Annotated in this window: 20 protein-coding genes; 13 read left to right on the top strand and 7 right to left on the bottom strand. The window is 72.6% G+C overall.

From position 1 onward, the window contains the following. Positions 1-88: 88 nt before the first annotated feature. The 4 genes from OG199_RS29765 to OG199_RS29750 all read right to left on the bottom strand — a co-directional run bounded on the left by OG199_RS29765 (position 89) and on the right by OG199_RS29750 (position 3,340). Positions 89-772, bottom strand: a complete 684-nt coding sequence (locus tag OG199_RS29765; protein WP_356803905.1) for a response regulator transcription factor — start codon at positions 770-772, stop codon at positions 89-91. Beyond that, positions 769-1,989, bottom strand: coding sequence for a sensor histidine kinase (locus tag OG199_RS29760; protein WP_405832058.1), 1,221 nt, complete (start codon positions 1,987-1,989; stop codon positions 769-771). Before OG199_RS29760 ends, OG199_RS29765 begins: the two co-directional genes overlap by 4 nt. Positions 1,990-2,223: 234 nt before the next feature. Next, positions 2,224-2,502 (bottom strand): PspA-associated protein PspAA, encoded by a 279-nt coding sequence (locus tag OG199_RS29755; protein WP_266698651.1) that lies wholly within the window; start codon positions 2,500-2,502, stop codon positions 2,224-2,226. Positions 2,503-2,545: 43 nt separating this feature from the next. Beyond that, complete coding sequence (locus OG199_RS29750) at positions 2,546-3,340, bottom strand: PspA/IM30 family protein (protein ID WP_356803925.1); 795 nt, start codon at positions 3,338-3,340, stop codon at positions 2,546-2,548. A gap of 269 nt (positions 3,341-3,609) precedes the next feature. Between OG199_RS29750 and OG199_RS29745 the strand changes: the two genes are divergently transcribed. Then, complete coding sequence (locus tag OG199_RS29745) at positions 3,610-4,236, top strand: DUF3043 domain-containing protein (RefSeq protein WP_356803909.1); 627 nt, start codon at positions 3,610-3,612, stop codon at positions 4,234-4,236. 83 nt (positions 4,237-4,319) lie between these two features. Then, entirely contained in the window at positions 4,320-5,021 is a 702-nt protein-coding gene (locus OG199_RS29740) for a class I SAM-dependent methyltransferase (protein WP_405832055.1), read from the top strand. A 55-nt stretch (positions 5,022-5,076) separates the two neighbouring features. On the opposite strand, the gene OG199_RS29735 is transcribed toward OG199_RS29740, so the two are convergent. Beyond that, the gene (locus OG199_RS29735) at positions 5,077-5,289 is read right to left on the bottom strand and encodes a hypothetical protein (protein WP_148013643.1); all 213 of its coding nucleotides are present in this window, start codon (positions 5,287-5,289) and stop codon (positions 5,077-5,079) included. Between the two features lie 113 nt (positions 5,290-5,402). Here OG199_RS29735 and OG199_RS29730 point away from each other — a divergent pair, with 113 nt between their 5' ends. Beyond that, positions 5,403-6,602: a bifunctional adenosylcobinamide kinase/adenosylcobinamide-phosphate guanylyltransferase gene (locus tag OG199_RS29730; RefSeq protein ID WP_401798737.1), complete on the top strand. Its 1,200-nt coding sequence runs from the start codon at positions 5,403-5,405 to the stop codon at positions 6,600-6,602. A gap of 25 nt (positions 6,603-6,627) precedes the next feature. Here the strand turns inward: OG199_RS29730 and OG199_RS29725 are convergent, their stop codons facing one another. Continuing rightward, a complete protein-coding gene (locus tag OG199_RS29725; RefSeq protein ID WP_405832053.1) occupies positions 6,628-7,692 on the bottom strand; it encodes a class I SAM-dependent methyltransferase in 1,065 nt (354 codons plus the stop codon). A 137-nt stretch (positions 7,693-7,829) separates the two neighbouring features. Here OG199_RS29725 and cobT point away from each other — a divergent pair, with 137 nt between their 5' ends. The 3 genes from cobT (at position 7,830) to OG199_RS29710 (ending at position 11,710) form a co-directional block, all read left to right on the top strand. Then, on the top strand, positions 7,830-8,924 hold the full coding sequence (gene cobT / locus OG199_RS29720) for a nicotinate-nucleotide--dimethylbenzimidazole phosphoribosyltransferase (RefSeq protein ID WP_405832051.1): 1,095 nt from the start codon (positions 7,830-7,832) through the stop codon (positions 8,922-8,924). 273 nt (positions 8,925-9,197) lie between these two features. Further along, positions 9,198-10,994: a phosphatidylglycerol lysyltransferase domain-containing protein gene (locus OG199_RS29715; RefSeq protein WP_356803919.1), complete on the top strand. Its 1,797-nt coding sequence runs from the start codon at positions 9,198-9,200 to the stop codon at positions 10,992-10,994. Continuing rightward, a complete protein-coding gene (locus tag OG199_RS29710) occupies positions 10,991-11,710 on the top strand; it encodes a hypothetical protein (RefSeq protein WP_356803921.1) in 720 nt (239 codons plus the stop codon). The genes OG199_RS29715 and OG199_RS29710 overlap by 4 nt, the downstream gene beginning before the upstream one ends. On the opposite strand, the gene OG199_RS29705 is transcribed toward OG199_RS29710, so the two are convergent. Further along, positions 11,647-12,414 carry a hypothetical protein gene (locus OG199_RS29705; RefSeq protein ID WP_356803923.1) on the bottom strand — a complete coding sequence of 256 codons (768 nt, stop codon included), beginning with the start codon at positions 12,412-12,414 and terminating at the stop codon, positions 11,647-11,649. The two genes, OG199_RS29710 and OG199_RS29705, sit on opposite strands and share 64 nt — an antisense overlap. A gap of 73 nt (positions 12,415-12,487) precedes the next feature. Here OG199_RS29705 and OG199_RS29700 point away from each other — a divergent pair, with 73 nt between their 5' ends. The 7 genes from OG199_RS29700 to OG199_RS29670 all read left to right on the top strand — a co-directional run bounded on the left by OG199_RS29700 (position 12,488) and on the right by OG199_RS29670 (position 23,897). After that, the gene (locus tag OG199_RS29700) at positions 12,488-13,270 is read left to right on the top strand and encodes an adenosylcobinamide-GDP ribazoletransferase (RefSeq protein ID WP_401798742.1); all 783 of its coding nucleotides are present in this window, start codon (positions 12,488-12,490) and stop codon (positions 13,268-13,270) included. A 545-nt stretch (positions 13,271-13,815) separates the two neighbouring features. Beyond that, positions 13,816-15,345: a leucyl aminopeptidase gene (locus tag OG199_RS29695; protein ID WP_356808409.1), complete on the top strand. Its 1,530-nt coding sequence runs from the start codon at positions 13,816-13,818 to the stop codon at positions 15,343-15,345. A gap of 291 nt (positions 15,346-15,636) precedes the next feature. After that, complete coding sequence (lpdA, locus tag OG199_RS29690; RefSeq protein ID WP_405832049.1) at positions 15,637-17,025, top strand: dihydrolipoyl dehydrogenase; 1,389 nt, start codon at positions 15,637-15,639, stop codon at positions 17,023-17,025. 126 nt (positions 17,026-17,151) lie between these two features. Continuing rightward, positions 17,152-18,951 carry a 2-oxoglutarate dehydrogenase, E2 component, dihydrolipoamide succinyltransferase gene (sucB, locus tag OG199_RS29685; RefSeq protein WP_405832047.1) on the top strand — a complete coding sequence of 600 codons (1,800 nt, stop codon included), beginning with the start codon at positions 17,152-17,154 and terminating at the stop codon, positions 18,949-18,951. 285 nt (positions 18,952-19,236) lie between these two features. Next, positions 19,237-19,860 (top strand): GntR family transcriptional regulator, encoded by a 624-nt coding sequence (locus OG199_RS29680; protein ID WP_148013651.1) that lies wholly within the window; start codon positions 19,237-19,239, stop codon positions 19,858-19,860. Between the two features lie 260 nt (positions 19,861-20,120). Beyond that, a complete protein-coding gene (gene aceE / locus OG199_RS29675) occupies positions 20,121-22,823 on the top strand; it encodes a pyruvate dehydrogenase (acetyl-transferring), homodimeric type (RefSeq protein WP_356808404.1) in 2,703 nt (900 codons plus the stop codon). Positions 22,824-22,925: 102 nt separating this feature from the next. Then, the gene (locus tag OG199_RS29670; RefSeq protein ID WP_356809806.1) at positions 22,926-23,897 is read left to right on the top strand and encodes a WYL domain-containing protein; all 972 of its coding nucleotides are present in this window, start codon (positions 22,926-22,928) and stop codon (positions 23,895-23,897) included. Positions 23,898-23,908 lie beyond the last annotated feature (11 nt).

The raw sequence follows: 23,908 nt of genomic DNA, 5'->3' as shown, positions 1-23,908 counted from the left end.
ATGAGCCATCGGCCGGTGCCGAACCGTCGCCCCTGGGTCTATTTCCTTATGGGGAACCTACTGCGGGCGCAGTACGACCCGGTGAAGTTCACTCCACCCTTGGACGTACCAGTCCCGACTCGTACGCGATGACGACGAGCTGCGCCCGGTCGCGGGCGCCGAGTTTCGCCATCGCCCGGTTGACATGCGTCTTCACCGTCAGCGGGCTGACCTCCAGCCGCTCGGCGATCTCGTCGTTGGAGTGGCCCCCCGCGACCTGGACGAGCACCTCGCGCTCGCGCCCGGTGAGCGCGTTCAGCCGCTCGGCGCGGCGCGGGTCGCGCTCGTCGTCCGCGCCGTCGCCCTGCGCGAGGAACTTGGCGATCAGGCCCTTGGTGGCCGCCGGGGACAGCAGCGCCTCGCCGCCCGCCGCGATCCGGATGGCGTTCAGCAGCTCGTCCGGTTCGGCGCCCTTGCCGAGGAACCCGGAGGCCCCGGCCCGCAGCGACTGGACCACGTACTCGTCGACCTCGAAGGTCGTCAGCATGACCACCCGTACCTGCGCGAGCCCGGGATCCGCGCTGATCAGCCGGGTGGCGGCGAGCCCGTCGGTCCCCGGCATCCGGATGTCCATCAGCACCACGTCGGCGCGCGCCTCCCTGGCGAGCCGCACCGCCTCGGCGCCGTCGGACGCCTCCCCCACGACCTCCATGTCGGGCTCCGAGTCGACGAGGACGCGGAACGCGCTGCGCAGCAGCGCCTGGTCGTCGGCGAGCAGGACACGGATGGTCACGCGGGGTCCCCCAGGGCAGGTGTGCGGGTCTTGACCGGAAGGATCGCATGGACGCGGAAGCCGCCTCCGTACCGGGGACCGGCCGAGCAGGTACCGCCGAGCGCGCCGACCCGCTCACGCATCCCGAGCAGCCCGTGCCCGCCGCCCTCCTCCGGGCCGTCGCCCTGCCCGGGCCCGTTGTCGAGCACGGTCACTTCCACGTTCGGGCCGACGCGTACGACGCTGACCTCGGCCTTCGCCTCGGGGCCCGCGTGCTTCTGCACATTGGTGAGGGCTTCCTGGATGACCCGGTAGGCGGCGAGGTCGACCGCCGCGGGGAGGGTGGTGCCGTGGTCGGCGCGGGCCACCTCGACGGGGAGCCCCGCGTTGCGGAAGGTGTCGGCGAGCTCGTCGAGGCGGGCGAGGCCCGGGGCGGGTTCGGTGGGGGCCTCGGGGTCGCCGGACTGCCGCAGCAGGCCCACGGTGGCGCGCAGCTCGTTGAGGGCCGAGCGGCTGGCCTCCCGTACGTGCGCCAGCGCCTCCTTGGCCTGGTCCGGGCGCTTGTCCATCACGTGGGCGGCGACTCCGGCCTGCACGTTGACGAGGGCGATGTGGTGGGCGACGACGTCGTGCAGATCACGGGCGATGCGCAGCCGCTCCTCGGCGACGCGGCGCCTGGCCTCCTCCTCGCGGGTGCGTTCCGCGCGCTCGGCGCGTTCGCGGATGGCGTGGACGAAGGCGCGGCGGCTGCGGACGGCGTCGCCCGCGGCGGCGGCCATGCCCGTCCAGGCGAAGATGCCGAGGTTCTCCTGCGCGTACCAGGGCAGGGGGCCGGCGAGCATCGCACAGGCGGTCAGCACGGTCATCGTGAGCAGGCCGACCCGCCAGGTGGTGGGGCGGTCGGTGGTCGACGCGACGGTGTAGAGGGCGACGACGGCGGACATCACCACCGGGGTACGGGGGTCGCTCGCGACCAGTTCCACGACGGAGAGCGCGCCGGTGGCGGCGAGGACCGGGAGGGGGGCGCGCCGGCGGAACACCAGGACCGCCGCGCCGAGCACCATCAGGGTGAGGCTCAGGGCGCTGGGGGTACGGGCGCCCCAGCTCGCTCCGTGGCCGCCGTGCGGGTCCACGAAGGAGCTGGCCATCATGGTCACGAGTACGCCGGTCGCCAGGGCGGCGTCCAGGGCCATGGGGTGCGCGCGGAGTCTGCACCTCGTGCGCTCTAGGGTGCTCACTTCGATTACGGTACGGGGCCCTTGCGGGGGGCGGAACGGTTGTCACGCCGCCCTGGGTTGTCGGGGCCCGGCGCCGCCCGTGTACCTGGGGGCTGCCGCCCCCGGGCCCCCGCATCGCCCGAAGCCCGAAGGGCTCGTCCTCGAACGCCGGACGGGCTGAAATACAGACCCCGGGCGTCAGCCTTTGAGGGAAACCCATCAGCGCGGGCTCGCACTCCAGCCCGTCGCCCCCGCTCAGCCGGGGATCAGGCCGTCTCCGTCGAGCATCTCGCGGACCTCCGCGAGCGTGGCGTCCGGGGACGGAAGGATCAGTCCCGAGGGTTCCAGCGCGTCGTCGGGGAGCGGAGCGCCCAGACGGTGGACCGCGTCGAGGAGGGCGGTCAGGGTGCGCCGGAAGCCGGCCTCGTCACCGCCCTCCACCTCGGCGAGCAGCTCGTCGTCCAGCTTGTTCAGCTCGGTGAGGTGGCTGTCGTCCAGCCTCACCTGCCCCTCCCCCATGATCCGCACGATCATGTCGCCCTCCTAAGGCGTGGGACCCGGTCGGTCGCCGCTGCTGCTACTGCTTGTCGAAGCGGGGGGTGTCCTGCGGCTGGGACCGGTTCTGGCCCTGGTCCGTGGTGCCGCCCTCGATCGCCTGCTGCGAGGAACCGCCGGCCAGCTCGGCCTTCATGCGCTGCAGCTCCAGCTCCACATCCGTACCACCGGAGAGCCGGTCCAGCTCGCTCTGGATGTCGTCCTTGGCGAGCCCGGACTGGTCGTCGAGGGCGCCGGAGGCGAGCAGCTCGTCGATGGCACCCGCGCGGGCCTGCAGCTGCGCGGTCTTGTCCTCGGCGCGCTGGATGGCCATCCCGACGTCGCCCATCTCCTCGGAGATGCCGGAGAAGGCCTCGCCGATCCGGGTCTGCGCCTGGGCCGCGGTGTACGTGGCCTTGATGGTCTCCTTCTTGGTGCGGAAGGCGTCGACCTTGGCCTGCAGACGCTGCGCCGCGAGGGTGAGCTTCTCCTCCTCGCCCTGGAGGGTCTGGTGCTGGGTCTCCAGGTCCGTCACCTGCTGCTGGAGCGCGGCGCGGCGGGAGAGCGCCTCGCGGGCCAGGTCCTCCCGGCCGAGCGCGAGCGCCTTGCGGCCCTGGTCCTCCAGCTTGGTGGACTGGCTCTGGAGCTGGTTGAGCTGCAGTTCCAGACGCTTGCGGGAGGTCGCGACGTCGGCGACGCCGCGGCGCACCTTCTGGAGCAGCTCCAGCTGCTTCTGGTACGAGTAATCGAGGGTTTCGCGCGGGTCCTCGGCCCGGTCAAGGGCCTTGTTCGCCTTCGCGCGGAAGATCATCCCCATACGCTTCATGACACCGCTCATGGGCTTCGCGCGCCCCCTTCTGACGGACTCCAGCTCCAGGTACTGCAACAGAACCCACAGTACGGGCCCTGCATCCATTACCGCACTGTTCGGGGACGGATGCGCTCATCCCCAAGGACGACTGCGTACGGTGCCGCTCCGGCGTAGGGAGTAGGTGGAACCCGGGGTGACCCCCCGCGTCCCCTTCGCGTCCCCCCGCGAACAACGTCCCCTGTGTCCCCTTACAGACGCACGGCGTTGCCGGATCGTTCCCCACTCGATCGACGTCCATGCCGCCGCACCCCGTACCCTTGGGTTTTGTGTTCCGTAGCCGTGCCAAGGAAGAGAAGGTCCCCGCCGACAAGGCGCAGGTGACCGACTCCAAGCAGACCCGTCACCCGCAGGCCCCCAAGGGCCGCCCCACGCCGAAGCGCAGTGAGGCCCAGACCCAGCGTCGCAGCGTCGCCCAGACGCCGTCGACGCGCAAGGAGGCCGCCAAGCGTCAGCGTGACGATCGCCGTGTCCAGATGGAGAAGCAGCGCCAGGCGCTGGCCAGCGGGGACGAGCGCTATCTGCCCGCCCGTGACAAGGGGCAGGTGCGGAAGTTCGCGCGCGACTTCGTGGACTCGCGTTTCTGCGTCGCGGAGTTCTTCCTGCCGATGGCCGTGGTCATCCTCGTCCTGAGCATGGTGCGGGTGGGCTCGCTGCAGAACATCGCGCTGCTGCTGTGGCTGGTCGTGATCGTCATGATCGTGGTCGACTCGATCGGCATCGCGATCCGTCTGAAGAAGCAGCTCGCCACGCGCTTCCCGGACCTGCCCAAGAAGGGCGCGGTTCCCTACGCGCTGATGCGCACCCTCCAGATGCGTCGACTCCGGCTGCCGAAGCCGCAGGTCAAGCGCGGAGAGCGGCCCTGAGCGCGACATCCTTCTCCGGAGACGCGGCGAACGCCTGGCTGAGCAAGCTGGGCGGCCTGCGTGATGTCGTACGGCAGGAACTGGTGGCCCGGCAGCTCGACGAGCAGATAGCCGGGCGGTTCCCGGTCGGACAGCGGCTGCGGGTGCTCGACGTCGGGATGGGCCAGGGCACGCAGGCGCTGCGGCTGGCCCGCGCCGGGCATCAGGTGACCGGCCTGGAGCAGGATGCCCGGATGCTCTCCGTGGCCCGCCAGGCGCTGGCCGCCGAGCCCGAGGGCATCCAGGGCCGGGTCCGGCTGATCGAGGGCGACGGCCGGGACACGGGGGTCCACTTCCTGCCCGGCAGTTTCGACGTGGTGCTGTGTCACGGCGTGCTGATGTACGTCGAGGAGCCGGACCCGCTGGTCGCGGGGCTGGCGCGGATGCTGGCCCCGGGCGGGCTGCTCTCACTGCTGGTGCGCAATGCCGACGCGCTGGCCCTGCGGCCGGGACTGGCCGGGGACTGGACGTCGGCGCTGGCCGCGTTCGAATCCGACGCGTACGTCAACCGGCTCGGGCTCGCCGTCCGCGCCGACCGGCTGGCCACGCTGACGTCGACGCTGGCGGGGATCGGGGCGCCGCTGCACGCCTGGTACGGCGTGCGGGTGTTCACCGACGGCGCGCCGGACGGGGCACCCGTCCCCGAGGACGTGGAGAGTCTGCTGGCCGCGGAGGAGCGGGCCGGGCGGACCGATCCCTACCGACAGGTGGCGGCGCTGCTGCACCTGTGCGGGGTACGGGGCTGAGGGCACGGGTGGGTCGCCGGAGCCGGTTCCGGTGGCCCCGGCGACCCCTACCGGCCTACTCGGGCTCGGCGTGCAGGCTCATCGGCCCGTAGATCTGCGTGCTGTCCTCGAAGAGGAACACCTGGTCGGCGCCGCCCGCCAGGAGGTCCTTCCACACCTCGCCGATCCAGGACTCCGCGTCCCCCTGCGTGGTGAACTCCTCGGGCTCCACCGCGGGTTGGACCTCTGTCCCGTCGGACTTCTCGAACCGCCACGTCCATGCCGCCATGTACGCCTCCCAGGTATGAGCACACTGCACAGCGGGAGCCCGACAAGATCCGGCTCCCGTCCGAAGCCTAGCCGGGCGCGCAAGACCTGCGGGGACACGGAAAAATCATCCCCGTGGAACTGACTCTGCTCGGCACCGGCGCCCCTGAGGGCCTGCCCCGCCCCGACTGCCCCTGCTCCTCCTGCGCGACCGCGCTCGGCGAGGACGCGCGGGCGGCCACCGCGCTGCTCGTGGACGGCACGCTGCTGCTCGACCTGACGCCCGGCGCGGCGTTCGCGGCCGCGCGCGCCGGGCACACGCTCGGCGGCGTACGGCAGGTGCTGCTCTCGCATCCGCACGACGGGCCCGCCGTCGAGGTGCCCGCGGGACTGCCGCAGCCCGTGCGGGTTCCGGACGGCAGCGAGTTGACCCTGCTGACCGGGCACCGGGTGCGGGCGGTGCCGATGGACGCGCCGGGCACCGGGTACGCGGTGACCGGCCCGGACGGGCAGCGGCTGCTCTACCTGCCGCCGGGCGCGGCCCCCGCCGGACTCGACGACGACGGCGGCTCGTACGCCATGGTGGCGGCCGACGTGGTGGGCCGGCCGGACGCGCTGGCGAGGCTGCGGGCGGTGGGCGCCGTCGGACCCACCACGGACGTGATCGCGGTGCACCTCGACCACGAGGTGCCCCCGGGCCCCGAACTGCGGCGACGGCTCGCGGCGGCGGGCGCCCGCGCGGTGCCGGACGGGACGACGCTGGACGTGGGCGTGTACGAGGACGTACCGGACGTGCCGCGGCGCACCCTGGTGCTCGGCGGCGCGCGCTCCGGCAAGTCCGTCGAGGCCGAACGGCGGCTGGAGTCCTTCCCGAACGTGCTCTACGTCGCGACGGGCGGCACCCGGGGCGGGGACAACGAGTGGGCGTCCCGGGTGAGCGCGCACCGCGAGCGGCGCCCCGCCTCCTGGCGCACCACGGAGACCTGCGACCTGGTGCCGCTGCTGGCGGAGGAGGGCCCGCCGCTCCTCGTCGACTGTCTCTCGCTGTGGCTGACGGACGCGATGGACTCCGTGAACGCCTGGGACGACGCGGAGTGGGCCGGCGGCGGCGAACGCGCGCTGCGCGCCCGGGTCGAGGAGCTCACCGCCGCCGTCCGCGACACCCGCCGCACCCTGGTGGCCGTCTCCAACGAGGTCGGCTCCGGCATCGTCCCGGCCACCGCCTCCGGGCGCCGCTACCGCGACGAACTCGGGCGTCTGAACGCGGGGTTCGGGGCGGAGTGCGAGCACCTGCTGCTGGTGGTGGCGGGGCAGGCGCTGGTCCTGCGGGGCTGATCGCGGTTCCGGTCCCGATCCCGGCTCATGCCGCTCTGCGGGCGATGATCCGGTACGCGTTCGAGAAGCGGGTGCGCCTCAGGAGGGGGGCGAAGGCGTGGTCCAGGGCGGAGGCCGAGGCGAGCAACGGGACGGACGCCCCGGTCAGGACGGTGTGCAGACGGCGCTGCAGCGAGGTCGGCGGCGCCGGGCGCCAGGGGGCGTCGAGGTCGGGCAGGACCCGCCCGAGGGCGAGCGCGAGGGCGCCCGCGAGGTCGTACGGGATGTGCGGTTCGCGGCGGTCCGTCGTGACGATCTCGCAGCCCAGGGACTCCAGTTCGCCCAGCAGGTTGGGCAGCGGCATGAGGTGGAGATGGCGCGGCTGGCCGTAGGACACCCACCACTTGCCCAGCAGCGCGCCGAACGCGCAGTCGGGGTCGGGGACTTCGACGAGGAGGTGTCCGCCGGGCCGCAGGGCCACCAGGGCGGCGCGCAGTTCCTCGCGCGGGTCGGGGGTGTGCTCCAGATGGTGGAACATGCTGACGACGTCGTAGCGGGCGCGCAGCCGGCCGGTGATCCGCGGGTCACCGAGCCGGCCGCGATGGGCCTCCTCGACCCGTCCGGCCGCCCGCGCCTTCTCGACGCGGCGGGTGGGGTCGAGTCCGTCGAAGGAGGTGTACGGGTGCACCTCCTTGGCGGCGGCCGGGAAGTACCCGTGCCCGGTGCCGACGTCGAGCCAGCTCTCCGGTTCGGCGTACGGCAGCAGCGCGCGGGCGGCGGCCCGGTGCCTGCCGCTGTTGCCGCGGGCGCCGAGGAGCCGGTCGGTGAGGCTGTCGAGCGTCTCGTGGAAGTCCCGGTGGTAGAAGGCCAGGCCCTCCGCGGTGAGCCGGGGGTTCTGGAAGGCGTGGGCGCAGTCCCCGCACTCGTCGACGACGAACGTGCCGGGCTTGCGCTGGACGAGGTCCGGCGTGCGCAGCCGGGTGCACAGCCGGTTCGAACCGCACCAGGGGCAGTCCTCCCGGCGCGGCTCGTGGAACCGGTCGGTGCCCCGGGCGAGTTCGGCCGCGTAGGCGGCGCGGTGGTCGTCGGTCGGGGGCGGTGTGGGGGGCATGGGCGCTCCTGGGAGGGGCGGCGGGGCGACTGACCGGGCATACGACAATCCGACACAAACGGTACGTATCGGATGGCGTTCCGGGGCGCAACGACGTGGCGCGGACGTGTCCGATCGCTGCCGGTACTGTTCGGCGAATGAGCTCGCTTAATCTCGACGACTTCACCGATCTGATCGAGCGCCCCGACGGAGGGGTGCGCCGCGACGCCGAGGCGCGCCGGGAGCGCCAGATCGTGCCGCCCGGGGCCTTGGGCCGCCTCGACGACCTGGGTGAGTGGCTGGCGGCGGCGCAGGGCTCGGTGCCCGTGCGGCCGATCGAGCGTCCGCGCGTGGTGCTGTTCGCGGGCGACCACGGGATCGCCGGACTCGGTGTGTCCGCGCGGCCCGCGGGCACCGCCGACCAGTTGGTGCGGGCGGTCCTGGAGGGCGCGAGCCCGGCCGCGGTGCTGGCGCGCCGGCTCGGTGTCCCCGTCCGCGTGGTCGACATGGCGCTGGACTGCGACCCCGCGGAGCTGCCCGCCGAGGTCGTACGGCACCGGGTACGGCGTGGTTCGGGACGCATCGACGTCGAGGACGCGCTGACCGCGGAGGAGGCCGAGGCCGCGTTCCGGGCCGGGGTCGCCGTCGCGGACGAGGAGGCGGACTCGGGTACCGACCTGGTGGTGCTCGGGGATGTGAGCGTCGGCGGGACCACCGCGGCGGCCGTGCTGGTCGCGGCGCTGTGCGGGACCGACGCGTCCGTGGTCACCGGGCGGGGCGGGCGGCCCATCGACGACCTCGCGTGGATGCGCAAGTGCGCGGCCGTGCGGGACGCGTTGCGGCGGGCGCGGCCGGTGCTCGGGGATCAGCTGCAACTGCTCGCGGTGGTCGGCGGGGCGGACCTCGCCGCGATGACCGGGTTCCTGCTGCAGAGCGCGGTGCGGAAGATGCCGGTCGTGCTCGACGGGGTGGTCTCGGCGGCGTGCGCCCTCGTCGGGCAGCGGGTCGCCTTCCGGGCGCCGGACTGGTGGCTGGCCGGGCAGAAGAGCGGGGAGCCGGCCCAGGCGAAGGCGCTGGACCGGATGGCGCTCGAACCGCTGCTGGACCACGGGGTCACGGTCGGCGAGGGCGCGGGAGCGCTGCTGGCCCTCCCCCTCGTCCAGTCCGCGGCCGCGCTCGCCGCGGAGCTTCCCGTGACGCCCGAGCCCGTTCCCGTCCCGGAGGCCGGGCCCGAGCCCTCTGACGAGGAGTGACCACCGAGGGCCCGCACACCGACATGAGCGCCCCTCCAGGGGCGCGACGAACGACGCGACCGACCCCTACCGAACCCGCCCCTCCAGGGGCGCGGGGAACCGCGCGGCCGGCCCTCACCGACCTCCGACCGGACAACTCCGCCCCCCAGCACCCCTTCAGGGGCGCGGGGAACCGCACGACCAGCCCCCACCACCCGCGGCAAGGCCCCGCCCCGCACCACCCGCACCGCCCTTCCCCCGCGCGGAGCACACCGCCCCATATCATCGCGCATTATGGGAGATGCCCGAATTGCCGCCGAGCAGGAGCGGCCCCCGGCCCGTCAGGGCGAAGGGGACCGCAGGTCCACCGGGGCCTCACGCAGAGCCGCCGGTTTCACCGTCTGGTACCTGCGAGCGGTCACGTTCATCAACTTCCTGAGCGCCGCATGGCTGACGCTCGGCCAGGACGTGCGGCGCCACAACACCGAGAACCTCTTCACCCCGTACCTGCTGACGGCAGGATTCGCCTCGGGCGTGTTCACGATGTTCCTCGCCATCACCATGCGCCGGCGCAAACGGGCCGCGTGGATCCTGAACTTCGTCCTCGGCGGGCTCTTCCTGCTGCTGTTCGCCGTCGCGATGGCGTTCCCGGAGATCCGCCAGTACCCCCAGAACTGGATCTCGCTCGCGCTGACCGCGGTGTTCGTCGCGTCCCTCGTCGTGGGCCGCCGCGAGTTCTACGCGAAGGGCGACCGCTCGAACCCGAAGCTCGCCGCGGCCGTCGCCACCGGCGGCCTGCTCGTCTGCTCGCTGCTCGCCGCACTGCTGGTGACGGTCACCAACAGCGCGCACGACGCGTCCCGTTCCACGTTCTCGGAACGCTGGCGCTACGGCACCCTGCGGCTGGTCTCGGTCGCCGCCAACGACTCCCGCTTCCACGGCCTGGAGATCGCCAACTGGGTCAACGTCGCCATCAACGTGCTCAGCACCCTCCTGGTCCTCGCCGTCTTCTACGCGGCCTTCCGGTCCCGCCGCGCCGTCGACCCGCTCACCGAGGACGACGAGAAGCGGCTGCGGGTCCTGCTCGAGAAGAACGGCGACCGGGACTCGCTCGGTTACTTCGCGCTGCGCCGGGAGAAGAGCGTGGTCTGGTCGCCGACCGGCAAGGCCGCGGTGGCGTACCGGGTCGTCGGCGGCGTCTCGCTGGCCTCGGGCGACCCCCTGGGCGACCCGGAGGCGTGGCCCGGCGCCATCGATCCCTGGCTCGCCGAGGCCCGCGCGCACGGCTGGATCCCGGCGGTGATGGGCGCGAGCGAGGAGGCCGGGACCATCTACTCCCGGCACGGCCTCGACGCCCTGGAGCTGGGCGACGAAGCCATCGTGGAGACCGCCGAGTTCACGCTCGAGGGACGGGCCATGCGCACCGTCCGGCAGGCCTACAACCGGGTGAAGCGAGCCGGGTACCGGGTACGCATCCGACGCCACGACGACATCCCGGCCGACGAGATGGCGTACCTCCTGGAGCGTGCCGACGACTGGCGCGACGGGGCCACCGAACGCGGGTTCAGCATGGCCCTGGGACGGCTCGGCGACCCCGACGACGGACAGTGCGTGATGCTCGAATGCACGGACGGGGAGGGCGAGTTGAGGGCGCTGCTGTCCTTCGTGCCCTGGGGCCCGCGAGGGCTCTCGCTCGACCTCATGCGGCGTGACCGCGACTCCGAGAACGGGCTGATGGAGTTCATGGTGATCGAACTCCTGCGCCGCGCCCGGGACATCGGGATCACCCAGGTCTCGCTCAACTTCGCCATGTTCCGTTCCGTCTTCGAGCGTGGCGCGCGGCTGGGCGCGGGCCCGGTGCTGCGGCTGTGGCGCTCCCTGCTCAGTTTCTTCTCGCGCTGGTGGCAGATCGAGTCGCTCTACCGTGCCAACGCCAAGTACCGGCCGATCTGGGAGCCCCGGTTCCTGCTCTTCGAGAAGAGCGCGGACCTGCTGCGCATCGGTGTCGCGTCCGCCCGCGCGGAAGGGTTCCTGGAGGCTCCGGGACTGCCGAAGTGGCTGCACCGCAAGCACCTCGAGTCGCATAGATGAACACACTCGCGCGCCTGGCCCGCGCGGAATGGGGACTGCTGTTCGTCACCGTGCGCAGGGACCTGGAGGCAAGGCGCCTGCGAGCGATCCCCGTGACCCTCGGAGCCGTCCTCCTCACGGCTCTCCTGCAGTTCGCGCAGAACCAGTCCTGGGGCTACCGGTTCGTCCAGGACATCGGCTCCGTACGGGCCGACGAACCACTCGGGCTCGCTCTGCTGCGCACCCCGCTCTCACTCTTCGTACCGGCCCTTGACCTGCCGGTGTGGGGGGCGCTGATCCAGATCCTCGTGGTGTTCGGGATCGCCGAGATCTGCCTGGGCTGGTGGCGGATGCTCGTCATCGCGTACGCGGCCACCCTGGCCGGCACGCTCTACGCGCGTATCGCGGTCCTGCTCGGCCCGGACCACCCCCTGGGGCTGCCCGCGGCGGACGCGCGGATCGTGGACACCGGACCCTCCGCGGCCGTGGTCGGTCTCGCCGTCTTCGTGGCCTGGCGCTTTCGCGCGTACGCGACGGCGGGGGTGGTGATCGCGTCGATGGCCGTCGAGGTGACGGTCAAGGGGAACCTCGCGGGCCGGGAGCACATCGCGGCGCTCGCCGCGGCCCTCGTGCTCTGCGGGATCTCCGCGCTGCGCCGCCGGCGCCGGCGGCGTCACCGGCGCCCGGGCGGCAGCCGGGCGGGCAACGGATCCGGTTTCCCGCCGATCAGGTCCTGAAGTCTGCGCCGCGGGCCCGCCCAGCGGCGGTCGTGGTGGTAGGCGCGCAGCATCGACCTCGCCCGGGCGCGCGGCCGTCGGCGGTAGAAGCGCCTGGCCCACGGTGAGGCGGGCCGGGCCAGCCGGAGCGCTCCGATCAGGGCGAGGAACGGCACGATCACGCCGAAGATCGCCATCCGGGCCTTGCCCTTGCCGAGGGCGAGCAGGGCGAAGAGGAAGTTCACCGCGACGCTGAGGATGACACCGCCGCGGTCCTGCACCTCCTGCTGGCTCAGGTCGTTGACGCCGAACGGCAGGAACCCGCCGAGCACGAGCCCGACCAGGGCCGCCGTGATCAGCACGACCTCGACGCTCTTGCGGCCCTCGTCCGTCCAGTACACGTCGTCCAGGTGCAGGATCAGCGCGAACTCGTCCAGCACGAGCCCCGCGCCCATCCCGAACACCACGGCGAACGCGGAGGCACCGAAGCCCGGCCGGGCGCTGGCCACCGCGCCGAAGCCGCCGACCACGGTCAGGACGACACCGGGGACCACGTGATGGATGTGCAGTCCGCCCGCCTTCACGTTGCCGAACGGCCCCTTGCCCGCGCGGATGAGCCGGACGATGACACGGGTGATCACAAAGGTCAGCACGAAGGAGCCGAGCGCCAGCAACAGCGGCAGTTTTCCCGGCTCGATGATGTTCCGGTGCAACCAATGACCCATATCCGGCACTTTATCCATGTCTTTGTTCCCGGCCGCCGCACCCGCCCGCCGCCCTCCCGGGTAACCTGCGCCGGTGTCCCCGACCCCTGTCTCCCACGGCCTGCGCTTCGCCTTCGGCACCCTGACCGTGCTCCCCGTCGAGGTGACCCGCTGGGACCGCGAAACGGCGCGCGCCGGAATGCTGTGCGCCCCCGTGGCCGGACTGGTCGTCGGGGCGGGCGCCGCCCTGGTGGGCGTGGCGCTGCTCGCGATGGGCGCGGGCCCACTGCTCGCCGCCGTCGCCACCGCCGCCGTACCGGCGGCGCTCACCCGCGGCCTCCACCTCGACGGGCTCGCCGACACGGCGGACGGCCTCGGCAGCGGCAGGCCCGCGCAGGACGCCCTGCGCGTCATGAAGCAGTCCGACATCGGCCCGTTCGGCGTGATCACCCTGCTCTTCGTGCTGCTCGCCCAGGTGGCCGCGCTCTTCCAGGCCTACGCGTCCTCGTGGGACCGGGGCGTGCTCGCGGCCGTTGTCTCAGCGACCGCGGCCCGGCTCGCCCTCACCCTGGCCGCGCGCACCGGGGTGCCCCCGGCCCGCCCCGAGGGGCTGGGCGCGGCGGTCGCGGGGACGGTACCGGTGCGCGGCGCCCTGCTGGTGGCGCTCGCGGTCGTCGCCGCGGCGGCCGGCGCGGGCGCGCTGCTGGGGACGTACGACCTGGTCCGCGCCGCGGTCGCGGTGGCGGGCGCCTGCGCGGCGGCCGAACTGCTGCTGCGTCACTGCACGCGCCGCTTCGGCGGCATCACGGGCGACGTCTTCGGCGGCCTCGCCGAGACGGCGGCGACCACGGCCCTGGTCGTGTTCTGCCTCGGCTGACCGGCGGTCACGGGGCCGCTCCCGGCCCGCCTTCACCGGCCCCGAAGCCCAAGTCACGGTCCCGCCGGGGGATTTGACCGGGGTCGTCAGGTGCCGCTCACGGGGGCGGCAGGAGGGCGGGGACTCTTGCGCCGGGCGGCCCCCGGGCCGCGCGCGAGGTGCCCGTGGACGATCCCCCACCGCTGTCGGCGCCGCACGACGCGGGCGTCCGCCGTCGGCTCGCGGCACCCCTCCACCCCGACCGCGTCCGTCGACATCGGGTGGACGACCGGTGAAGTTAGTGTGGAGCCGCACGCGGGGCATGGGCCAAAAGCCTCCTCCTGCGCACCGGATCACCGGGACCGAGGAGCGGCGGGCGGCCACCGCGCCACGGAAGGGTGAACACCCCACGACGCAGGTGCGGTCTCCCCCGCGTAGGCTCTTGTCGATTGCCCTCCCGGCCCCACCGCAGGCACCTCTCCGCTGCCAGATCAAGGATCGATGCCGGGCCCGGTCGACCCACCCAGATCGGCCACTGAACTCAATGGAAGCGAGAATTCACAACCGTGACTGCTCTGACTCTCAGCACCGCCGCAGCGTCCGGCCTGCGGGCCGACGCGATCGTCGTCGGTGTAGCCAAGGGCGCCAAGGGCCCGGTCCTCGCACCGGGCGCCGAGGCCGTGGACAAGGGGTATGACGGCGCGCTCGCCGGCATCCTGGAGACCCTCGGCGCGTCCGGCGGCGAGGGCGAGGTGACGAAGCTGCCCGCGCCGTCCGGCTTCAAGGCACCCGTCGTGGTGGCCGTCGGCCTCGGAGCGGTCCCGGACAAGGACGAGGCGTTCGGCGCCGAGGCACTGCGCCGCGCCGCCGGTGTCGCCGCCCGCGCGCTCGCCGGTGCCAAGAAGGCCGTCCTCGCCCTGCCGATCACGGACGCCGCCGACGTGGGCGCCCTCGCGGAGGGCGCGGTGCTCGGCGCGTACGCCTTCGACGCGTACAAGGAGACCGGCAGGTCCGGCAGCGCCGCCAAGAACGGCAAGGCCCCGCTCGTCGAGGTCGCGCTGCTCGGCGGCAAGCCCCGTGACGCGGCGCACAAGGCGGCGCTCGCGCGCGCCACCGCCGTGACCGAGGAGCTGAACCGCGCCCGCGACCTCGTCAACACCCCGCCGAACGACCTCACCCCCGAGGCCTTCGCCGCCGTCGCCACCGCCGCCGGCAAGGAGCACGGCATCAAGGTGCAGGTGCTCGACGAGAAGGCCCTCGAAAAGGGCGGCTACGGCGGCATCCTGGGCGTCGGCGCGGGCTCGGCCGCCGCTCCCCGCCTGGTGAAGCTCTCGTACACCAGCCCCAAGGCGGCCAAGCACCTCGCCTTCGTCGGCAAGGGCATCACCTACGACTCGGGCGGCATCTCCCTCAAGCCCGCCGGGCACAACGAGACGATGAAGTGCGACATGAGCGGCGCGGCGGCGGTCTTCGCCGCCGTGGTCGCCGCCGCGCGTCTGGGCCTGCAGGTCAACGTCACCGGCTGGCTGGCGCTCGCCGAGAACATGCCGTCCGGTTCCGCCACCCGCCCCGGTGACGTGCTGCGCATGTACAGCGGCAAGACCGTGGAGGTCCTCAACACGGACGCCGAGGGCCGGCTCGTCCTCGCCGACGCGCTGTGGAAGGCGTCCGAGGAGAAGCCCGACGCGATCATCGACGTGGCGACACTGACCGGCGCGATGGTGCTGGCCCTCGGCAACCGCACCTTCGGTGTCATGGCCAACGACGACGCGTTCCGTGCCTCGGTCGTGGAGGCCGCGGAGGAGGTCGGCGAGGAGTCCTGGCCGATGCCGCTGCCGGAGCACCTGCGCAAGGGCATGGACTCCCCCACCGCGGACATCGCGAACATGGGCGAGCGGATGGGCGGCGGCCTGGTCGCCGGTCTGTTCCTGAAGGAGTTCGTCGGCGAGGGCATCACCTGGGCGCACCTGGACATCGCCGGGCCCGCGTTCAACGAGTCGGGACCGTTCGGCTACACGCCGAAGGGCGGTACGGGGTCGGCGGTGCGGACGCTGGTGCGTCTCGCCGAGCTGACCGCGGCGGGCGACCTCGGTTAGGTCCGCTCCGCGGCCACGGGTGATCCGTGGCCGCCGGCGCGGGGCCCCGCGCCCCTGCCGGGTGCTCCACGGCCCCGGGCGACGAGTCGCCCGGGGCCGTTTTGTCCGCGGGAAACAGGACAGTGGGACGTCTCACACACCGGCCCGGCGTCTCGAACGCCCCCGACAAGTGCGAAGATGGGTTCTCGGCAGGACAGGGCCCGAACCACAGGGCCGAAGAAGAGCGGCCGGACACCAGCCGCCGACCGGTCACTGGAGACCGGCGTGGCGCACATGCATGGAGGACGTGACGTGGCGAACGACGCCAGCACCGTTTTCGACCTAGTGATCCTCGGCGGTGGTAGCGGTGGTTACGCCGCGGCCCTGCGCGGAGCGCAGCTGGGCCTGGACGTCGCCCTGATCGAGAAGGACAAGGTCGGCGGTACCTGCCTGCACCGGGGGTGCATCCCCACCAAGGCTCTGCTGCACGCGGGCGAGATCGCCGACCAGGCCCGCGAGAGCGAGCAGTTCGGTGTGAAGGCCACCTTCGAGGGCATCGACGTCCCGGCCGTCCACAAGTACAAGGACGAGGTCATCACCGGCCTGTACAAGGGCCTGCAGGGACTCATCGCCTCCCGCAAGGTGACGTACATCGAGGGAGAGGGCCGCCTGTCCTCCCCCACCTCCGTCGACGTCAACGGCCGGCGTGTCCAGGGCCGTCACGTCCTGTTGGCGACCGGCTCCGTGCCGAAGTCGCTGCCGGGTCTGGAGATCGACGGCGACCGCATCATCTCGTCCGACCACGCGCTGGTCCTGGACCGTGTCCCGCAGTCCGCGATCGTGCTCGGCGGCGGCGTCATCGGCGTCGAGTTCGCCTCCGCGTGGAAGTCCTTCGGTACGGACATCACGATCATCGAGGGCCTGAAGCACCTCGCCCCTCTCGAGGACGAGAACTCCTCCAAGCTTCTTGAGCGCGCGTTCCGCAAGCGCGGCATCAAGTTCAACCTGGGCACCTTCTTCTCGAAGGCCGAGTACACCCAGAGCGGTGTCAAGGTCACCCTCGCCGACGGCAAGGAGTTCGAGGCCGAGGTCCTGCTCGTCGCCGTCGGCCGCGGCCCGGTCTCGGCCGGTCTCGGCTACGAGGAGCAGGGCGTCGCCATGGACCGCGGCTACGTCCTGGTCGACGAGTACATGCGCACGAACGTGCCCACCATCTCCGCGGTCGGCGACCTGGTCCCGACGCTCCAGCTCGCCCACGTCGGTTTCGCCGAGGGCATCCTGGTCGCGGAGCGGCTGGCGGGTCTCAAGACCGTCCCGATCGACTACGACGGTGTGCCGCGGGTGACGTACTGCCACCCCGAGGTCGCCTCCGTGGGCATCACCGAGGCCAAGGCCAAGGAGATCTACGGTGCGGACAAGGTCGTCGCCCTGAAGTACAACCTCGCGGGCAACGGCAAGAGCAAGATCCTCAAGACCGCGGGCGAGATCAAGCTCGTCCAGGTCAAGGACGGTGCCGTGGTCGGCGTCCACATGGTCGGCGACCGCATGGGCGAGCAGGTCGGCGAAGCCCAACTGATCTACAACTGGGAAGCGCTGCCCGCCGAGGTCGCCCAGCTCATCCACGCCCACCCGACGCAGAACGAGGCGCTCGGCGAGGCCCACCTGGCCCTCGCGGGCAAGCCGCTGCACTCGCACGACTGATACCGCCCCGGCTGTTTCAGTCACCGCGTCGCCCCTGGGCGCGACGACCACAGACTTCCGCACCTTCCCCGAGCTCTCGACTCCGCTCGAGCAGGGGAGATCCCATCGTAAGGAGCAACAGAAACCATGCCGGTTTCCGTAACCCTTCCGGCGCTCGGCGAGAGCGTCACCGAGGGCACTGTCACCCGCTGGCTTAAGGCCGAGGGCGAGCGCGTCGAAGCCGACGAACCGCTGCTCGAGGTGTCGACCGACAAGGTCGACACCGAGATCCCCTCCCCCGCCGCCGGTGTGCTCGCCTCCATCAAGGTCGCCGAGGACGAGACGGTCGAGGTCGGCGCCGAGCTGGCCGTCATCGACGACGGCACGGGCGCGCCCGCCGCCGCCCCCGCTCCGGCCGCCGAGCCCGAGGCCGCCCCGGCCCCGGCCGCCCCGGCCCCCGCCGCCGAGGCCCCCGCGGCTCCGGCACCCGAAGCCCCTGCCGCCCCCGCCCCCGCCGCCCCGGCCGGTGGCGCCTCCGGTACCGACGTCGTGCTGCCCGCGCTGGGCGAGTCGGTCACCGAGGGCACCGTCACCCGCTGGCTGAAGGAGGTCGGCGAGGAGGTCGCGGAGGACGAGCCGCTGCTCGAGGTCTCCACGGACAAGGTCGACACCGAGATCCCCGCGCCGGTCGCCGGCGTCCTGCTGGAGATCGTGGTCGGCGAGGACGAGACCGCCGAGGTCGGTGCCAAGCTCGCCGTCATCGGTGCCCCGGGCGCGGCTCCGGCCGCCGCTCCGGCTCCCGCGGCTCCGGCACCCGCCGCTGCCGCCCCGGCTCCGGCCGCCCCGGCTCCGGCGCCCACCCCGGCCCCCGCCGCTCCGGCCGCACCCGCTCCGGCTCCGGCTCCGGCTCCGGCCCAGGCCGCCGCTCCGGTCGCGCCCGCCGCTCCGGCCCCCGCGCCGGCCGCGCCCGCCCCCGTCACCCCGGCCCCGGCGCCCGCCGCGACCTCCGGTGACGACGGCGCGTACGTGACCCCGCTGGTGCGCAAGCTCGCCGCCGAGAACGGTGTCGACCTGGCCGCCGTCAAGGGCACCGGCGTCGGTGGCCGCATCCGCAAGCAGGACGTCGTCGCCGCCGCGGAGGCCGCGAAGGCCGCCGCCGCCGCTCCGGCACCCGCCGCTGCCGCCGCTCCCGCCGCCAAGAAGGCCCCGGTCCTCGAGGTCTCCCCGCTGCGTGGCCAGACCGTCAAGATGCCGCGCATCCGCAAGGTCATCGGCGACAACATGGTGAAGGCCCTGCACGAGCAGGCCCAGCTGTCCTCGGTCGTCGAGGTCGACATCACCCGCCTGATGAAGCTCCGCGCGCAGGCGAAGGACTCCTTCGCGGCCCGCGAGGGCGTCAAGCTCTCCCCCATGCCGTTCTTCGTGAAGGCGGCGGCCCAGGCGCTGAAGGCCCACCCGGCCGTCAACGCCCGGATCAACGTGGACGAGGGCACGATCACCTACTTCGACTCCGAGAACATCGGTATCGCGGTGGACTCCGAGAAGGGCCTGATGACCCCGGTCATCAAGCACGCGGGCGACCTCAACATCGCCGGTATCGCCAAGGCGACCGCCGACCTGGCGGGCAAGGTCCGCGCCAACAAGATCACCCCGGACGAGCTGTCCGGCGCGACCTTCACCATCTCCAACACCGGCTCGCGCGGCGCGCTCTTCGACACGATCATCGTGCCGCCGAACCAGGTCGCGATCCTCGGCATCGGTGCGACGGTCAAGCGTCCGGCCGTCATCGAGACGGAGGAGGGCACGGTCATCGGCGTCCGCGACATGACGTACCTGACGCTCTCCTACGACCACCGTCTGGTGGACGGCGCCGACGCGGCCCGTTACCTGACCGCGGTCAAGGCGATCCTGGAGGCGGGCGAGTTCGAGGTCGAGCTCGGCCTGTAGTCCCACCCCAGCGCACGCGACGCCCCCGTCCGGAACCTTCCGGGCGGGGGCGTCGCGTGTGCGCCCGCCGTGAGCGGCCGAAGACCGGCGCCTCCGCGCTGACACCGTGTAAGTCTCGTCTCACCTGCGCGAAAGCGCCCCCGTGCGCCTCTCCCCGGCGGCGGTGCGGCCTTATTGTCTAAACGTCAAACGCCCTTGGGTCCCGCTCGTCGCCCGGTCACCACCCCTCAACGAGGCCCTTCGGGCCGCACTATTGGATCCAGAGCCCCCGCCGAAGGAGCCCTCATGACCGCGCCCGTCGTCCACTCGCTGCGCGAACAGATCCGCGAGCACATCGTGGAGGGGATCGTGAGCGGGCGCTGGAAGCCGGGCGAGCGGATCGTGGAGCGGCGGATCGCGACCGAGCTGGAGGTCAGCCAGACCCCGGTCCGGGAGGCGCTGCGGGAGCTGGAGTCCCTGCGGCTGATCGAGTCGGCGCCCAACAAGGGCGTGCGGGTGCGCAACCTGACGGCCGCCGACCTGGAGGAGAGCTACCCCGTACGGGCCGGTCTGGAGGCCATCGCGGCCGAGCTGGCGGCGGAGCGGCTCGCCCAGGACTGCTCGGCGCTGGAGCCGCACGTCACCGCCTTGTACGAGGCCGACCGGCTGTCGGACGGAACCGGCCAGGTGCGCCATACCGTCGCCTTCCACCGCGAACTGGTGCGAGCCGCCGGAAACTCCGTCCTCCTGCACACCTGGGAGGGCCTGGGCATCGAGGTCTTCACGGCGCTGTCGATCCGCTGGCTGGGGACCGTCCAGCAGTCGTACGCGGAGGAGCACGAGGCCCTCGTGGCCGCTTTCCGGCGCCGGGACCCGCTGATCGCGGAGCTGGTGAAGGCGCACGTCCTCGGCTGCGCCCCGCGGCCGTGACACAGCGGAGCGCGTCCATGCTCACCTGCGGGAATTCCACGCATCCAAGGCACCCGGTGCCTGCCGCCGAGGCACCCCGTGCCGACTTTCCCCCGACGAAGTGGTTTTCGGCTCGATTTCTTTGATCGATCATCGATCAGGGAGTTACAGTCATCGGCGGGCTCACACCAGAGCCCTCGAGCCCTGTCCTGCCAAAGACCAAGGGCGACCCCGAACCCTTACCGATGAGGGAACCCCCTTCGACTCCGGAAGGCGGCGCAATGACCGACCCCACCGCAATCCAGCCGAGCGAGCTCGACCAGCTCCCGGACCGCGACCCCGAGGAGACCGCCGAATGGCAGGCCTCACTGGACGCCGTCACCAAGGCGGCCGGGCCGCACCGTGCCGCGTACCTGATGCGCCGCACGCTGGAGCGCGCCGAGGGCAACGGTCTCGCGCTGCCCAAGCTGCTTGAGACCGACTACGTCAACACCATCCCCACCTCCGCCGAGCCCACCGTGGACGGCGACGAGGAGATGGAGCGCCGGATCACCGCGTGGAACCGCTGGAACGCGGCCGCGATGGTGACCCGGGGCGCGAAGCACGGCGTGGGCGGTCACATCGCCACCTTCGCCTCCGCGGCCTGGCTCTACGAGACCGGCTTCAACCACTTCTTCCACGGCAAGGAGGCCGACGGGTCCGGCGACCAGCTCTACATCCAGGGCCACGCCTCCCCCGGCATCTACGCCCGCGCCTTCCTCGACGGCCGTCTCACCGAGGCGCACCTCGACAACTTCCGCCAGGAGGCGGGTGGCAACGGTCTGCCGTCCTACCCGCACCCGCGCCGGCTGCCCTGGCTCTGGGAGTTCCCGACCGTCTCGATGGGCCTCGGCCCGCTGTCGGCGATCTACCAGGCGCGCTTCAACCGCTACCTCACCAGCCGCGGCATCAAGGACGTCTCGCAGTCCCACGTGTGGGCGTTCCTCGGCGACGGCGAGATGGACGAGCCGGAGTCGACGGCCGCACTCGCCCTGGCCGCGCGTGAGGGCCTGGACAACCTGACCTTCGTCATCAACTGCAACCTGCAGCGCCTCGACGGCCCGGTCCGCGCCAACTTCAAGATCGTGCAGGAGCTGGAGGCCCAGTTCCGCGGCGCCGGCTGGAACGTCGTGAAGTCCCTGTGGGGCAACGCCTGGGACGAGCTGTTCCGGCTCGACACCACCGGCGCGCTCGTACGCCGGCTGCGCGAGGTACCCGACGCCCAGGTGCAGACGTACCAGACCCGCGACGCCGCCTACATCCGCCAGGACTTCTTCGGCGCCGACCCGGCGCTCGTCGAGATGGCGAAGCTGCTCAGCGACGACAAGATCACCGAGTGCTTCCACCTCTCCCGCGGTGGCCACGAGTCGCGCAAGGTGTACGCCGCCTACCGCGCCGCCCTGGCCCACAAGGGCGGACCGACCGTGATCCTGGCCCAGACGGTCAAGGGCTTCACGCTCGGCACGGGCTTCGCGTCCAAGAACGCCAACCACCAGATGAAGAAGCTGTCCACGGACGAGTTCAAGCAGATGCGTGACCTGCTCGAACTGCCCATCTCCGACAGCCAGTTCGTCGACGGTGTGGTCCCCTACGGCCACCCGGGCGCCGACGCCCCCGAGGTCCGCTACCTCCAGGAGCGCCGCGCGGCCCTCGGCGGCCCCGCCCCCGCCCGCCGCACGCACCCCCTCGCCCCGCTGCCCGCCCCCGCCGACAAGGCGTTCGCGTCCTTCGACAAGGGCTCCGGCACGCAGAACGTGGCGACGACGATGGCCTTCGTCCGGCTGGTCAAGGACCTCGTCCGCGACAAGCAGAGCGGGAAGCGCTGGGTGCCGATCGTCCCCGACGAGGCGCGCACCTTCGGCATGGAGAGCCTCTTCCCCTCCCTCGGCATCTACTCGCCCAAGGGCCAGACGTACGAGCCGGTCGACCGCGACCAGCTGATGTACTACAAGGAGGCCAAGGACGGCCAGATCCTCAACGAGGGGATCACCGAGGCCGGCTCCATGGCGGACTTCATCGCCGCGTCCACCGCGTACGCCACGCACGGCGAGGCGATGATCCCCTTCTACATCTTCTACTCGATGTTCGGCTGGCAGCGCACGGCCGACCAGATGTGGCAGCTCGGCGACCAGCTCGGCCGCGGCTTCCTGGTCGGCGCCACGGCCGGCCGTACGACGCTGACGGGCGAGGGCCTCCAGCACGCCGACGGCCACTCCCCCGTCATCGCGGCGACCAACCCCGCGGCGCTCAGCTACGACCCGGCGTTCGCGTACGAGGTGGCGGCGATCGTCAAGGACGGTCTGCGCCGCATGTACGGCGAGAGCGCGCCGGGCGAGGACCCGAACGTCTTCTACTACCTGACGGTCTACAACGAGCCGATCCCGCAGCCCGCGAAGCCGGCCGGACTCGGCATCGACGAGGGCATCGTCAAGGGCCTGTACCGCTTCAACACGGCCGAGTCGGCGGGCCTGTCCCCGGCCGCCAACGCCGCGCGCGTCCAGCTGCTGGGCTCCGGCACGGCGATCCACTGGACCCTGGAGGCGCAGAAGCTGCTCGCCGAGGAGTGGGGCGTCGCCGCGGACGTGTGGTCCGCGACGTCCTGGACCGAGCTGCGGCGGGACGCGCTGGAGGCCGACGCGGCGCTGCTGCGCGGCGAGGAGCGGGTGCCGTTCGTCCGCCAGGCGCTGCACGGCGCGGAGGGCCCGGTGCTCGCGGTCTCCGACTACATGCGCCAGGTCCCGGACCAGATCGCGCAGTGGGTCGAGCAGGACTACTCCTCGCTCGGTGCCGACGGCTTCGGCCTCTCGGACACCCGTGAGGCGGCCCGCCGTCACTTCGGCGTCGACGCGCAGTCGATCGTCGTCGCGGCGCTGGCGCAGCTCGCCCGCCGCGGTGAGGTCAAGACGTCCGCGGTGAAGGAAGCCCGGGAGCGCTACGGCCTGTAGGACCTGTGGTCCATCCCGGCGAGGGGGTACGGCGGCCGCCGTACCCCCTCGCCGTCCTTACGCCACCTGCTCGCTGTCGGTGGCGCCCGGCATGATGAACGCATGCGTGCTGCCCGCCTGATCAAGATGGTGCTGCTGCTCCAGTCGCGGGCGTCGATGACCGCCGCCGAGCTGGCGCGGGAGCTGGAGGTGTCCGAGCGGACCGTCGCGCGGGACGCGCAGGCGCTCTCGGAGGCGGGGGTCCCGGTGTACGCGGACCGGGGGCGGGCGGGGGGCTACCGGCTGATCGGCGGCTACCGCACCCGGCTCACCGGCCTGGCACGCGGCGAGGCCGAGGCGCTCTTCCTGAGCGGGGTGCCCGGGGCGCTGCGCGAGATGGGTCTGGAGGACACCGCGTCCGCGGCTCGGCTGAAGGTCTCCGCGGCCCTGCTGCCCTCGCTGCGGGACGCCTCGCGGACGGCGGCGCAGCGCTTCCATCTGGACGCGCCCGCCTGGTTCAGCGAGCCCAGGGCGCCCGAGCTGCTGCCGCCGGTCGCGGACGCGGTGTGGGACGACCGGCCCGTCGTCGCGCGTTACGGACGGGACGGGGCGGAGGTGGAGCGGACGCTGGAGCCGTACGGGCTCGTGCTGAAGGCGGGGGTCTGGTACCTGTGCGCGCGGGTGCCGGAGGCGGGGACCTTCCGGGTGTACCGGATCGACCGGTTCACCGCGGTCGGTCTCGGCGAGGAGCGGTTCCGGCGGGACGAGGATTTCGACCTGCCCGGGTTCTGGGAGGAGCGGGCCGAGCAGTTCGCCCGGTCCATCCTGCGGGCCGAGGCCGTCGTACGGCTCTCCCCGGACGGCGTACGGCGTCTGCCGCACGTCGTCGATCCCACGGCGGCGAGGGCGGCCCTGGACGCGTGCGGTGCCCCCGACGACCGGGGGTGGGTGACCGCCACGCTCCCCGTCGAGTCCGAGGAGGTCGCCCATACGCAGCTCACGGGGCTCGGGCCCGAGGTGGAGGTGGTCTCCCCCGCGGCCCTGCGCGAGCGCTTCGTCGCGGACGCGGCGCGACTGGCGGCGCTCTACGCGTGACGGGCCGCGCG

The organism is Streptomyces sp. NBC_01176 (assembly GCF_045039825.1).
GTDB lineage: Bacteria > Actinomycetota > Actinomycetes > Streptomycetales > Streptomycetaceae > Streptomyces.
This window is presented reverse-complemented; position numbering and strand designations above follow the sequence as displayed.

What these genes read in the sequence shown, in the direction of transcription:
- sucB (WP_405832047.1), top strand. Translation starts at nt 17,152, where the DNA reads ATGCCGGTTTCCGTAACCCTTCCGGCGCTCGGCGAGAGCGTCACCGAG.
- OG199_RS29670 (WP_356809806.1), top strand. Translation starts at nt 22,926, where the DNA reads ATGCGTGCTGCCCGCCTGATCAAGATGGTGCTGCTGCTCCAGTCGCGG.
- OG199_RS29735 (WP_148013643.1), bottom strand. Translation starts at nt 5,289, where the DNA reads ATGGCGGCATGGACGTGGCGGTTCGAGAAGTCCGACGGGACAGAGGTC.
- OG199_RS29745 (WP_356803909.1), top strand. Translation starts at nt 3,610, where the DNA reads ATGCCGCCGCACCCCGTACCCTTGGGTTTTGTGTTCCGTAGCCGTGCC.
- aceE (WP_356808404.1), top strand. Translation starts at nt 20,121, where the DNA reads ATGACCGACCCCACCGCAATCCAGCCGAGCGAGCTCGACCAGCTCCCG.
- OG199_RS29750 (WP_356803925.1), bottom strand. Translation starts at nt 3,340, where the DNA reads ATGAGCGGTGTCATGAAGCGTATGGGGATGATCTTCCGCGCGAAGGCG.
- OG199_RS29715 (WP_356803919.1), top strand. Translation starts at nt 9,198, where the DNA reads ATGGGAGATGCCCGAATTGCCGCCGAGCAGGAGCGGCCCCCGGCCCGT.
- OG199_RS29755 (WP_266698651.1), bottom strand. Translation starts at nt 2,502, where the DNA reads ATGATCGTGCGGATCATGGGGGAGGGGCAGGTGAGGCTGGACGACAGC.
- OG199_RS29725 (WP_405832053.1), bottom strand. Translation starts at nt 7,692, where the DNA reads ATGCCCCCCACACCGCCCCCGACCGACGACCACCGCGCCGCCTACGCG.
- OG199_RS29705 (WP_356803923.1), bottom strand. Translation starts at nt 12,414, where the DNA reads ATGGGTCATTGGTTGCACCGGAACATCATCGAGCCGGGAAAACTGCCG.
- cobT (WP_405832051.1), top strand. Translation starts at nt 7,830, where the DNA reads ATGAGCTCGCTTAATCTCGACGACTTCACCGATCTGATCGAGCGCCCC.
- OG199_RS29680 (WP_148013651.1), top strand. Translation starts at nt 19,237, where the DNA reads ATGACCGCGCCCGTCGTCCACTCGCTGCGCGAACAGATCCGCGAGCAC.
- OG199_RS29710 (WP_356803921.1), top strand. Translation starts at nt 10,991, where the DNA reads ATGAACACACTCGCGCGCCTGGCCCGCGCGGAATGGGGACTGCTGTTC.